Origin of the sequence: Glaciihabitans sp. dw_435, from assembly GCF_018449675.1 — a bacterium.
In the GTDB taxonomy this organism is placed as follows: domain Bacteria; phylum Actinomycetota; class Actinomycetes; order Actinomycetales; family Microbacteriaceae; genus Glaciihabitans.
In genome coordinates this window covers 200,402-212,573 of the sequence record NZ_JAAVUZ010000002.1, presented here as the reverse complement: position 1 = coordinate 212,573, position 12,172 = coordinate 200,402, and the positions used below count along the sequence as shown (strand labels likewise).

General features: G+C 64.8%; 10 protein-coding genes. 8 read left to right on the top strand and 2 right to left on the bottom strand.

Features of this window, described 5'->3' with window-relative positions; all coding sequences use genetic code 11:
* The first annotated feature begins 3 nt into the window (after window positions 1–3).
* From HB677_RS03850 to HB677_RS03840, 3 genes are read left to right on the top strand one after another with little or no spacing between them, the layout of a single operon-like run.
* Entirely contained in the window at window positions 4–981 is a 978-nt protein-coding gene (locus tag HB677_RS03850) for a glycosyltransferase (protein WP_213814350.1), read from the top strand.
* Window positions 978–1,211: a hypothetical protein gene (locus HB677_RS03845; protein ID WP_213814349.1), complete on the top strand. Its 234-nt coding sequence runs from the start codon at window positions 978–980 to the stop codon at window positions 1,209–1,211. The genes HB677_RS03850 and HB677_RS03845 overlap by 4 nt, the downstream gene beginning before the upstream one ends.
* The gene (locus tag HB677_RS03840) at window positions 1,211–3,772 is read left to right on the top strand and encodes a glycosyltransferase family 1 protein (RefSeq protein ID WP_213814348.1); all 2,562 of its coding nucleotides are present in this window, start codon (window positions 1,211–1,213) and stop codon (window positions 3,770–3,772) included. Before HB677_RS03845 ends, HB677_RS03840 begins: the two co-directional genes overlap by 1 nt.
* 44 nt (window positions 3,773–3,816) lie before the next feature.
* Here the strand turns inward: HB677_RS03840 and HB677_RS03835 are convergent, their stop codons facing one another.
* Both HB677_RS03835 and HB677_RS03830 read right to left on the bottom strand, forming a co-directional pair.
* Window positions 3,817–5,859 carry an acyltransferase family protein gene (locus HB677_RS03835; RefSeq protein WP_213814347.1) on the bottom strand — a complete coding sequence of 681 codons (2,043 nt, stop codon included), beginning with the start codon at window positions 5,857–5,859 and terminating at the stop codon, window positions 3,817–3,819.
* A gap of 186 nt (window positions 5,860–6,045) precedes the next feature.
* A complete protein-coding gene (locus tag HB677_RS03830) occupies window positions 6,046–6,942 on the bottom strand; it encodes an ABC transporter permease (protein ID WP_255546160.1) in 897 nt (298 codons plus the stop codon).
* Window positions 6,943–7,080: 138 nt separating this feature from the next.
* Here HB677_RS03830 and HB677_RS03825 point away from each other — a divergent pair, with 138 nt between their 5' ends.
* Genes HB677_RS03825 through HB677_RS03805 form a run of 5 tightly spaced genes read left to right on the top strand, consistent with a single transcriptional unit; the run spans window position 7,081 to window position 12,081 of the window.
* The gene (locus HB677_RS03825; protein ID WP_213814346.1) at window positions 7,081–8,433 is read left to right on the top strand and encodes an ABC transporter ATP-binding protein; all 1,353 of its coding nucleotides are present in this window, start codon (window positions 7,081–7,083) and stop codon (window positions 8,431–8,433) included.
* Window positions 8,434–8,458: 25 nt separating this feature from the next.
* The gene (locus HB677_RS03820) at window positions 8,459–9,607 is read left to right on the top strand and encodes a glycosyltransferase family 4 protein (RefSeq protein WP_213814345.1); all 1,149 of its coding nucleotides are present in this window, start codon (window positions 8,459–8,461) and stop codon (window positions 9,605–9,607) included.
* Between the two features lie 7 nt (window positions 9,608–9,614).
* Window positions 9,615–10,886, top strand: coding sequence for a glycosyltransferase family 4 protein (locus HB677_RS03815; RefSeq protein ID WP_213814344.1), 1,272 nt, complete (start codon window positions 9,615–9,617; stop codon window positions 10,884–10,886).
* Window positions 10,887–10,891: 5 nt separating this feature from the next.
* On the top strand, window positions 10,892–11,140 hold the full coding sequence (locus HB677_RS03810) for a hypothetical protein (protein ID WP_213814343.1): 249 nt from the start codon (window positions 10,892–10,894) through the stop codon (window positions 11,138–11,140).
* Window positions 11,137–12,081, top strand: a complete 945-nt coding sequence (locus HB677_RS03805; RefSeq protein ID WP_213814342.1) for an NAD-dependent epimerase/dehydratase family protein — start codon at window positions 11,137–11,139, stop codon at window positions 12,079–12,081. The genes HB677_RS03810 and HB677_RS03805 overlap by 4 nt, the downstream gene beginning before the upstream one ends.
* Window positions 12,082–12,172: the final 91 nt, after the last annotated feature.

Here is a 12,172-nt window from a genome sequence, read left to right as displayed (position 1 = left end):
GTTATGAAGGTTTTCGTTCAGGTCCCCTGCCTCAACGAGGAGCAGACGCTGCCCGATGTGCTCGCGGGCATCCCCACCCAGATTCCCGGGGTGGATGAGATCGTCATCCTCATCATCGACGACGGTTCGACGGACCGCACGCTCGAGGTCGCCCGGGAGTTCGGCGTCACCCACTTCGTGCACCACACCCGCAACATGGGCCTCGCCCGTTCGTTCCGCGACGGTGTGCACTACGCGCTCAGCCAGGGTGCCGACATCGTCGTCAACACCGATGGCGACAACCAGTACCCGCAGAACCGCATCGCCGACCTGGTGCAGCCGATCCTCAACGGTGAAGCCGACATCGTTATCGGTGACCGCCAGACCCACAAGATCGCCCACTTCTCGCGGGGCAAGAAGTTCCTGCAGAAGGTCGGAAGCCAGGTCGTCAACCTCGCGGCCAACACCGACCTGCCGGACGCGGCCAGCGGTTTCCGCGCGTACTCGCGCAAGTCGCTCATTCAGCTCAATGTCGTCACGCAGTTCAGCTACTGCATGGAGACGATCATCCAGGCGGGCAACAAGCGCCTGAAGATCGCCAGCGTCGAAATCGACACCAACCCGAAGACGCGGGAGTCACGGCTCTTTTCCTCCACCGGCCAGCACGTGTCGAAGTCGGCGCAGGCGATCCTGCGCAGCTACATCATGTTCAAGCCGTTCGTGTTGTTCGCGGGGCTCGGCCTGGTGTTCCTCGTCGCCGGGCTCATCCCGTTTGTGCGGTACGCGATACTCATCACGATGGCGGACCCCGGCAACCACATCCAGTCGCTCATCCTCGGTGTTGTGCTCATTGCCGGAGCGCTGATCTCGTTCACGCTCGGTGTGCTGGCGGACCTGCTGCGCACCAACCGCGTGCTGCTGGAGGAGACGCTCGAACGCCTCAAGGAAATGCAGTACACGCAGGCAACCAAGCCCACGAGCTTTACGGGATTCGACCGGTGATTCCGGGCCTGGACCCCGCGGTTGCCGAACGACTTCGAGCGACACGTGTCTGGGCGCGGGCAGGAAAGCAACGTCTCTACCGCCGCGAGGCAGGGCTGTCACGCGATGACGTCTTCTTCGCCGCGAAGCGGGTGTACCGCCGTGCGCAACGGGTGCCGGGTGTGGGCACCGTCATCACGACGGGCAGCGCGGTTCTGCGCCGCGTGATCTCCCGGGGTCGTGCCCGCTGATGCCCGCATCCACCGGGGTGGCCGTGCGCCGCACCCTCAACATCGACATTTCCGACCTGTACCGCACGCGCGGGCGCACGGGAATCCAGCGGGTGGTGCGCGAGATCGCATCGCGGGCCATCCGCGCGGCGACCGGGAAGTCCGCCGCCTCCGGCGCTGCGGCGTCCGACTCCGCGGCCGCCGACTCCGCGGGACTGCCCGCCGAATCGCCCTACGACGTACGGGTGCTCCGGTTTGACGCGGCGATCGACCGATACCTGGTGCTCGAGACATCCGCTTCCCTCTCCTTCCTCGTCGGCGACGGCGAGGAGCCCGCGATCGTGGGGCACCAGGAACTGACGGGCTTCGGTCCGGCCGACATCTTCTACGACATCGACTCGGCGTGGAACTCGCCGCTGAAGCGGCCGCGGCTGTACCCGCTGCTGAAGGCCGGCGGCGCCACCATCATCTCGACGGTCTATGACCTCGTGCCGCTCACCCACGCGCAGCTTGTGCACCCGGAGACGCTCGCCAACTGGGTGCCGTTCATCGCCGCGGTGTACGAGAACGCCGACCTGGTGCTGCTCGACTCGCGGTCGGCGGAGAACGACTTCCTCCGGTTCCTGCCGCAGTTCGCGGGGGAGCGGCACATCCCCACGGTGGTCACCCGCCTCGGCGCCGACTTTGCCGCGCCCGAACCTCCCACCCCCGACGAGCGTGTGGCCACCGAGCCGTTCCGCGACAGCGACTACCTGCTGTTCGTCGGCACGATCGAGCCGCGCAAGCTGCACCGGCTCGCGCTGACGGCCATGGACGACATCCACGCCGTGCGCCCCGACGTCCACCTCGTCTTCGCCGGCAAGGAGGGGTGGAATTCGGATGCCACGATGCAGGCGTTGCGCGAGCACCCCCTGTTTGGCGGCCGCATCCACTGGGTCAACACGCCCTCGGACGGACTCCTCGACGAGCTGTACGCGGGCGCCGCGCTCTCGCTCTACCTGTCGCACTCGGAGGGCTTCGGCCTGCCCGTCGCGGAGGCACTGTCGCGGGGCTTGATCACTATCGCCTCGAGCACCAGCTCGATCTACGAGGTCGGCGAGGGCTTTGCCGACTACGTGCACTACGCGACAGCAACGGAAGTCGCCGAGACGGCGCTGGCCTACCTCGGATCCGCGCAGCTCGCCGATCGCCGCCGTGCGCAGATCCGGGAGGGGTTCGTCGCCACCAGCTGGGACGCCGTCTTCGGCACCATCGACCGGATCGTCGCGAACCTCGGTGCCGCGGATGCTATCCGCGCCCTGCCGCAGCCCGCCGGGCTGCAGTGGGTTTTCATCAGCAACGTGATCTCGTCGCTGCGGCGCACCATCGCGCTGCTCGACGAGCGGGTCGCCTGGGCCCGCGAATACGTGATCGTGGCGCCCGACCGCCTCCGCGAGGAGGTGCTCTCGATTCCGTCACGCCGCCCCGTGCGCTTTATCGCCGAGGAGGGCATGCTCGGCGACGACATGGAGGCCTTCCGCGCCGCCGACCACCAGCGCAAGAACTGGATGCTGCGGTCGTCGCTCGTGCACCTCGATGAGCTCGACGCCGAGTTCATCATGCTCGACGACGACAACCAGCCGCTGGTGGATGTCCCGCTCGAAACCTTCATCGGACCCGACCGCACCTATCGCGGCTACTACTTCTACGAGAACCCGCGGTGGCCGCACCGCGCGACCGAGTACGACTTCGGCCAGCACGTCACCCACCAGGTGTTGCTGGCGGCGGGGCTCGAGATGCTCGCATACTCATCCCACCAGCCCCAGGTGATCAACAAGGCGCTGTTTGCCGAGGTCATCGCCTGGGTCACCGAGGTGGCTCCGGAGGCGAGTGTCGACGAGTGGAGTGTGTACTTCAATTTCGTGGCATCCCGGTATCCGACGCTGCTGACCAAGCGCGTCTTCCGTACGCTGCACTGGCCGTCGTCGCCGAGCGACTGGCAGCACCAGGTCAGCCCCGTCGACTACCTGTTCGAGAACTTCTACGAGCCACTGGACGACGACCCGAACCACCAGCCCACGGGACCGACGTCGCTGGAGCACCGCGCCGCCGTTGCCCTCCAGAACCGTGCTCCGTACGTGCGCAGCGCCGAGTTGTTTGCGGCCAGCGGGCCCGTGCTGACGGAGTTCGAACTCGCGCATGGCGCCATGGTATTTGCTGCCGGTGACACTCAGCTCGTCGTGTCGGGGGTGCCACACGTGATCACCGCGGGGGACAACGCTCCACTCCGGATGTCTCTGACGTTCGCGCGCTTGGGCGTCGGAACCTCCGACGACGAAGTGCAGCTCTGCTACCGCATCCTCGGCGAGTCCATCAGCTACGGTGTGTCGGTCGAGCACCGCGCGATGCCGACGGGGATCCCCGCCAACGGCACGCTCGAGCTGCCGGTACCCAGCGAGCCGCTGAAGCCCGGGGTCTACGACATCGAGTTCTTCGCCAAGATCGACGGAGCCTACGTCTTCACGGAGCGGGTCAGCTATCGGTCCAAGTTGGTCGTGTGCGCAGCGGATGAATCGGTGCCCGGGGTCTTCGCTACGCTCTGACGTTCCTCACCGCCGACCCTACGGCGGCGCGTGCCAGGTGATGTTTACGGCGCGGGAGTGGTCGGGTGCGCGGCGATGATCTTCTTCATCTCCGAGACGAGGTACGGCGCGATCGTCTTCGCATAGGTCGCGGTGAGGTGATTGTTGTCGCGGTACACGATGACGTTCCCGATAACGGTGGGGCACCAGGTTGCTGTGCAGTAGAACTTCCCGAGGTCGAGCAGCGCCGAACCCGGAGTGGTCTTGACGGCATCGACCAGCGGGTCGTTCCACTGGTATGCGACGTCACGGCTGACTCCACACGGTGCCGCGTCCTGCGGCGTCGTTGCGCGCACCGTGCACTCGATCGCTTCATCGGTCACGCGGGGGTTGTCGGCAACGGCGATGACGAGCGAGCCGCGGTCGATGGCCGGCTTCCACACCTTTTGGATGTCCGCGAGGCGAGAGTCGACGCCACCGGTGGGAACGCTGTTGCCGCGGTCGTAGCTGACGAGAATCACGTCGTAGGCGGGCCCGTCGAGGATGTGCTGCTGCACCTCGGGGAACTTCGTCGCGTCGGACCAGCGGGAGATGCCATCGCGACCGATGAAGGTGTCGACGGACCAGTTGTTCTCCTTGAGCGGAGTGCTCGCGAGCGCCTCAAGCATGACCTCGGCGTGCGAGTTGCCGACGAGCGCGATGCGCATGGCGTCGGGCGCGCGGGAACCGAGCTCGCAGATGGGTGTCGTCTCGCCCAACTTGCCCGCGCACTGGATGCGGGTAGGTACGTCGGTCAAGGCCTGTCCCGGTGCCGGGTACAGGGTGCCGGTGTCGTCGATGCCGTCGCAGCTGGGTGTGACCATGGCGGGGGCACCGAAGCACGCAGCGAGGGCCTTCGCGCCCTGCGACTGCTGAGTCTCGATCGACGGCTGGGCGACGGCGACGGTGAAGCCGGTACCGGCGATCGCCGTGATCACGAGCATCCCAACCGCCGAGAGCACGAGGCTGCGGCGAGGGCCGCGGCCGGCCAGGCGCGGCGCCTTCCGGGCAGGGTCCTCGACGTAACGCTTGGTTGCCCAGCCGAGGATGGGCGTGGCGACGAGGATTGCGACCTTGATGGTGGTGGTGAGGGGCGCCAGGGTGATGAAGGGAATGATGACGATGAGCGGCCAGTGCCACAGGTACATCGAGTACGACACATCTCCCGCGAACTGGATGGGGCGCCAGCTACTGAGTGCGGTGGGAGCCCAGGCCGTTCGCGGGTTTGCCGACCAGATGACGGCGGCGGTTCCGAGAACGGGGAGGACCGCGGTGTAACCCGGGAAGAACGTCGTGTCGTTAAACGTGACGAGAGTGACGGCGAGGGCCGCCCATCCCAGCCACGCCACGATGGTGCGGAGCTGTTCCGACCCGATGCGCGTGGCCTTCGATGCCGCGATGGAGAGCAGGGCGCCCGCGCCGAATTCCCAGACCCGGGCGGGGGTGACGAAGTAGGCAGCTTCGCGGGCGGTCGCTGTCTCATAGACGCAATACGCGAAACTGAGAACGCTGACAACGGTGAGGACGATGGCCAGCATGCGCGTGCGGCCCGCCCGGAAACGCCAGGCAAGCAGGATCAGAAGAGGCCAGACGATATAGAATTGTTCCTCCACCGACAGCGACCAGTAGTGCTGCACCGGCGAGGCGGCCGCGCCGATGGACCAGTAATCCGTTGAGCTGCCGTACAGGGCCCAGTTCTCCACGTAGAACGCGCTCGCGGCGATCTCGCTGAAGAACCGCGTCCAGTGCGCCATGGGAACGAAGGCGAAAATGCCGACGGCGGTGACGGCGAGCACCAACAGGGACGCGGGCAGCAGGCGCCGGGCGCGACGTGACCAGAAGGAGCCGAGGCGGATGGAGTTGGTGGTCGCCACCTCGCGCAGCAGATGCGCGGTGATGAGGAAACCGCTGATGACGAAGAAGACGTCGACACCGACGTAGCCGCCCGTGAGGCGCAGGGGCCACAGGTGGTAAATGACGATGGACAGGCAGGCCAGGGCGCGAAGGGCCTGGATGTCTGGGCGCAGCTCGCGTACGCGTGCTGGAGCCGTCACAGGCTCAGTAGTCACGACTCTCCGACCGAATATCAGTGCGCCCGGGGTGGCGCGCGCAACAGGCAATAGTAGCCGCAGGCATCCGATTGTAACTCCGGCGTCTGAACGGGGAAAATCGCTCAGGTATTCCCCTGCACACAACAAACGCCCGTGCCGACCGGACGAATCGGGCGGGCACGGGCGTAGGTGTGATGGTGTGCGTTACAGCTCCTGCGCGAAGTTTCCTTCGAGGCGGGCGAAGATGCGCTGCGCGACCCAGACCAACAGCAAACTCACCACGGCGCAGACGAGGAGTCGAAGCTCCAGGTTGGCGGGCCAGAACTGCTCGATCTTGGGATCGCCAGAGCCGGCTCGCCACATGCCCTTCTGGAACGAAATTACGGCAACCGTCATCGGGTTCCACAGGTAGATCTGCTCGAGGATATTTCCCTTCAGCGCGGTGTGAACCTGCGTGAAGGAGTAGATGATCGGTGAACCCCAGAACAACACGAGCAGTGCGACGTCGATGAGGTGCTTGATGTCGCGCAGGAAGACGTTGGCCGCGGAGAGCATCAGCCCAAGGGCGAGCGAAATCAGGAGCATATTGATGATCGCCATCGGGATGAGCCACCACTCGGGCCCAAAGAACGGTGCCGGCACAAGCGCGAAGATCGCGATCAGCAAGATCCCGAGCTGGATCAGGAAGTTGAAGATCGACGATCCCATGGCCGCGAGAGGGAAGAGTTCTCGGGGTATGTAGACCTTCTTAACAAGACCAGCGTTGGACACGATCGAGGACGTCGTAGTCCCAATCGTCTCGGAGAAGAGGGTCCAGATCGTCAGCCCGGAAAAGATGTAGATCGCATAGTCGGGAATGCGGTCGCTCGCACCGAGGAACTTACCGACGGCGATGAAGTAGATCAGCAGCTGCGTGAGCGGCCGGATCAGGCTCCATACGAAACCGAGGCTGCTGTCCTTGTAGCGGGACTTGAGCTCGCGCTTAACAAGGAGGTTCAGCAGTTCCCGGTGGGCCCATACGGCGCGGATGCTGAAACTCGTTCCGGCAATGAGTCCACGGGGAGGCCCTGCGGTCGTGAGAACTTCATCGGAAATTGCCATTCGGCATTCACCTGCACGCTTCTGGGGTTATTGGACAACGGAGTCAGCCTACGGCCAACGAATGATCCTAACTAATCTAGAATGATGCGAGCCCTAAACCTTGGGCCTTTCCTCAGTATCAGGAGACCCGATTAGTTCGTGAGCGAGTCAACGACAGTCATCCGCGTCCAGGACGTCTCCAAGCGTTTCATCATTCGCAAAGAGAAGTCAGTAAAAGAACGCCTGGTCAACTTCGGTCGATCCAACCACCACAAGCAAGACTTCTGGGCACTGCGCGACGTCAACATCGATGTTGAGTCCGGCACGACCATCGGTCTCATCGGAGCCAACGGCTCCGGCAAGAGCACCCTCCTCAAGGCGATCGGCGGAATCATCCAGCCGACCTCTGGCACGGTTCAGCGCCGGGGTCGTCTGGCCGCGTTGCTGGAACTCGGCGCCGGATTCCACCCCGACCTGACCGGTCGCGAAAACGTCTACCTGAACGCCTCGATCCTTGGACTGACGCGGAAGCAGACGGACAAGCACTTCGAAGCAATTGTTGATTTCTCGGGTATTGAGCCGTTCATCGACACCCAGGTGAAGTTCTACTCGTCGGGTATGTACGTGCGTCTGGCCTTCGCCGTTGCGGTGCACGTCGACCCCGAAATCCTCCTTGTCGACGAGGTTCTCGCCGTCGGTGATGAGCCGTTCCAGCGCAAGTGCATGGACCGCATCCGCTCGTTCCAGGCCGAGGGCCGCACCATCGTTCTCGTCAGCCACTCCCTCTCTACTGTCGGTGAGATCTGCGACCGTGGCGTCGTTCTGCGCGCGGGACAGGTGCAGTTCGATGGCGACACCGCCGAGGCTCTTCGCGTCCTGCGCGAGGGTTTCGAGCAGGATCGCGAGAAGGAAGAAGAGGCTCGCGCCGCCAAGGCAGTGCGCGCGGCCGAGGCCGCCCGCGCGGCCCGGGAAGCGCAGAAGGCCGAGGAAACCGAAGCTCAGAAAGCCGCAGAAGCAGCCGCGGCAGAGGCGGCGCGGCTGGATGCAGAAAACCCGAAGCATTTTGCCAGAGTCGACTCAGTTCGCCTGATCGACCCCTCCACCAACGACGACGCACACCTCATTCACGCCGGCGACCCCCTGCGTCTCGAGGTCTCAGTGAGCGCCGACCAGCCCCTCGACGAGTGGGTCGTTGGCATGGGCATCGAGACGCCGCTCGGACAGTCCGTCTTCGGTACGAACAGTGACCGCCTCGGATTCGTCAGCGAACCCTTCACCGGCACCCGCCGTTTCACCTTCGACCTGCCCCAGCTTCACCTCGGCGCCGGTCGCTACTTCGTTCACGCTTCACTTGGCACCATGGCCATGGGCTCGTTCACGCGCATCGAGCAGGCCGCAGCATTCGACGTCGAGGACGGCACCAACAATGTCGGCCTCTTGTCGGTCAAGGCAACGCTGGAGGAATCGGAGCCTGTTCTTCAGGAATCCGAACCTGCCGGCAGCGCCTCCTAACCGACCACCTACCGGAGGCACACCCATGCGCGTAGCCGTATTGAGCCATACCTTTTTTCCCATCGTGGGAGGCGCCGAAATCGGCATCCACGAGATCTACCGTCGCTTCGACGGCGACGACGTCACCATCGTTACCCCGATCTCGGCGACCTACAACGACGCGTTCTCCAGCAAGTCGTGGGAAGAACTGCCGTACTCGGTGCTGCGCTACAAGCGCCACGCGCCGAAGGCGAAGAACCGCACGCTGCACCGCCTGATCGCCATGTCGGGATGGCAGGAGTTCAAGATCCTGCGCGGCCTTCACCGCGAGAAGCGTCTCGACGCCATCAACATTCACTTCGTGCACCCCTTCGGCCTCGTCGCGCTGTGGAGCAAGATCTTCCTGCGCGTGCCCGTCACGATCTCGATGATCGGCCGCACCGACGTGTGGAACGACATGGGCGTCAACGAGCGCCGCTACGCCACTCTCGCCCTCAAGGCCGCCACGAACTACACCGAGATCACCGAGTACTGCCTTGCGGGGAGCCCGCTGGCAAAGAACGCCAAGCCGCTGCCCTACGGCGTTGACGGAAACGACTACAACCCGGTCAACCGCTCGGAGCCGCTCCGCGTCGAGCTTGGTATTGCCCCTGACAAGACCATGCTGCTCACCGCTTCGAGGCTCAGCCCCGTCAAGCGCGTGGATGTGCTGATGGATGTCGCGAAGGTGCTCGAAGCTCGTGCGCCCGGCCAGTTCCAGCTTGTGGTCGTCGGCCAGGGCAACCAGAAGCCCCTGCTGCTCGAGCGGATCGAGTCCGAGGGCATCACCAACGTCACGATGGCCGGATACGTGGAAGAGGCTGACCTTCCGTCGTACTACGCCTCCGCCGACGTGTTCGTCTCGCACTCCACCTCGGAGACCTTCGGCGTGATGTTCGCTGAGGCGATGGCCAGCGGACTGCCGATCGTTGCCGCCAACACCTCCAGCGTGCCCATGGTTGTCACTGACGGTGACAACGGATTCCTGGTGAAGCCCTTCGACGTCGAGGCGTTCGCCGACCGCATCATCGCGCTGCGGGAGAACCCGCCGCTGACCGCCGCCATCGTCGAGCGCAACATCACGAAGGCGAACACCGTGTACGACTGGGCCACCATCTCCCGCCGTATGCGCGAAATCCTCCGAGCAAAGGCCTAGAGCTTCCGTGCGCATTCTCGTTATCTCCAACTTCCTCCCCCCACGCATGATGGGTGGGTTCGAGCTGGCCTGCTACAACATTTCCAAGGGCCTGCGCGCCCGCGGCCACGAGGTGCTGATCCTCACGACGCCGACGGAAAAGGAACTCCCTGAACCCCAGCCGTTCGTCGACCGCTCGCTCGCCATGAGCTGGTTCCCGACCGTGCCGATCAAGAGCCCGACGATCCGCCGCTTCTTCCGCCACGAGGCCCTCGTTTCGCAGCAGTCGAACTCGCAGATCGTTCTGTCGCGCATCCGCTCGTTCCGCCCGGACCACATCCTCATGTTCAACCTCGTCGGTATCGGCGGGCTCGGAATCGTCGACCTCATCGAGTCCACCGGCATTCCGTGGACCATGAACCTGGGCGACCGCGTTCCCACCGCACTGGTCGAGGACGTGCCGGCCCCCATCCGCGCGATTTATGGGGCGGATGACTCGGGCAACCTGTTCGGACGTGGCCGCTACGCCGCCGTCAGCCAGACCCTCGTCGACGAGATCGAGCGCGAGGGAATCTCCATCGGCGACGACGTGACGATCATCCCGCGCGGAGTGGTCATCGCGGACGTGCCGCGCACCCGCCCGTACCAGGAGAACGGCGTGACCCGGTTTGTCTCCGCCGGCATCCTTCGCCCGCACAAGGGCATCGACCTCATCCTCGAGGCGGTCAAGGTCGTCGACGACCGTGACGAATTCGACTTCTTCGTCGACATCTACGGCGGTGGCCCGCGCGAGAAGTACGAGGCCGTGGCCGAGCAGCTCGGCATCATGCACCGTGTGACGTTCCACGGCCCGGTCACCCAGCGCGAGGTCATCGAGGCCAACGCCGGGGCGGACGCGTTCCTGTTCCCGACGTGGAACCGTGAGCCCGGGGCATCCGCTCCCGTCGAAGCGGGCGTTGCCGGTGCCGTGCCGATCATGACCGGCGACTGCGGTCCGGCCGAGCGCATGGTCGACGGTGTGCACTGCATTAAGATTGAGCGGTCGGTTTCGTCGCTGGCCTCCGCCATGTCGGCGGTGGGCCGTGGCGAGGTCGATCTCGAAGCGATCGGCCGTGCCGGGCGACGCCTCGCGGCGGGGGACCTGTCGTTCCCCGTATCGATCCGCAGGCTCGAGGGTGTTCTCGAGCGCGGCGGCGTTGCCGACTACACCAACATCGAAGACCGTCAGCTCGACCGAGACCTGGTCGCCAAAGACGAGCAGGCCACCGGCCTGCTCTACAACGAACTTGGAAGAAGATAGAACCCATGGCCGAGAGAATCTTTCACGAACCCGCGCCGGTCGGTAGCCGCTTCGGAAAACTCGTCACGATCCCGCGTCGCATCGTGTGGAAGCTCGTACGTCCGTACCTGACCGCGTTCTTCGCTGACCAGCAGGCACAGCTCGACGAGCAGCAGGCAGCTCTTGACTCCAAGGTCGCTTCGGTGAAGAAGGACCTCATGGCCACCAACCGTCGCATCGACTGGAACGAAGAGTCGGGCAAGGACGCCCTGTGAGGATTCTCGTCACGGGTGCTGCCGGATTTGTCGGCAGTAACCTCAGCAAGCGCCTGCTCTCCGAGGGTCACACCGTTGTCGGTGTCGACCTGATGACCGACTACTACGAGGTAGCGATCAAGCGTCGCAACCTCGCGGGGATCGAGTCCCCGAACTTCGAGTTCGTCGAGGGTGACCTCAATGAGCTCGACCTCGCCGAGCTGCTCGCCGGCGTCGAGATCATCTTCCACGAGGCAGGCCAGCCCGGCGTGCGCAAGTCGTGGGGCAAGAGCTTCAGCGAGTACACGCGTCAAAACATCGAGGCGACCCAGCGCCTGCTCGAGGCCGCCACGGTACTCGACACGCTGCAGCGCTTCGTGTACGCGTCGTCGTCGTCGATCTACGGCAATGCCGAACGCTACCCCACCATGGAGAGCGACCTCCCGAAGCCGGTGAGCCCATACGGCGTCACCAAGCTGGCGGGCGAGCACCTGGTCGGCCTGTACGCGAGCAACTTCGGACTGCCGACCGTCGCCCTGCGCTACTTCACGGTCTACGGCCCGGGACAGCGCACCGACATGGCCTTCACCCGCTTCATCAAGGCCGCCATCCACGGCGAGACCATCGGCATCTTCGGCGACGGAACCCAGATCCGCGACTTCACCTTCATCGATGACGTCGTCGGGGCCAACCTGGCCGTCGCATTCGGCGAGAACGTTCCCGCGGGCTCGGTCTTTAACGTCGCGGGCGGCAGCAACGTCTCCGTCAACGATGTGCTGGCTCTCCTCACCGAGATCCACGGGGCACCGCTGAACGTCGACTACCAGGAGCGCGTGAACGGCGACGTCTTCCGCACCGGTGGCGACACCACCGCCATCCACGCCGCAACCGGCTGGGTCGCGGGCGTGCCGCTGGCCGAGGGCCTGCGCCGCCAGTACGAGTGGGGCGTCGGAGTCCTCTAGAACCCCGTTCCGCCGGTCCCATTTGGGCCGGCGGGAGAAAAAAGCACGCGGCGGGAGTTGTTACTCCCGCCGCGTGCTTTTTTCTCTGTCC

Excerpts from the sequence above, each read along its gene's own strand:
- HB677_RS03850 (WP_213814350.1), top strand. The coding sequence starts at position 4 with ATGAAGGTTTTCGTTCAGGTCCCCTGCCTCAACGAGGAGCAGACGCTG.
- HB677_RS03840 (WP_213814348.1), top strand. The coding sequence starts at position 1,211 with ATGCCCGCATCCACCGGGGTGGCCGTGCGCCGCACCCTCAACATCGAC.
- HB677_RS03830 (WP_255546160.1), bottom strand. The coding sequence starts at position 6,942 with ATGGCAATTTCCGATGAAGTTCTCACGACCGCAGGGCCTCCCCGTGGA.
- HB677_RS03820 (WP_213814345.1), top strand. The coding sequence starts at position 8,459 with ATGCGCGTAGCCGTATTGAGCCATACCTTTTTTCCCATCGTGGGAGGC.
- HB677_RS03810 (WP_213814343.1), top strand. The coding sequence starts at position 10,892 with ATGGCCGAGAGAATCTTTCACGAACCCGCGCCGGTCGGTAGCCGCTTC.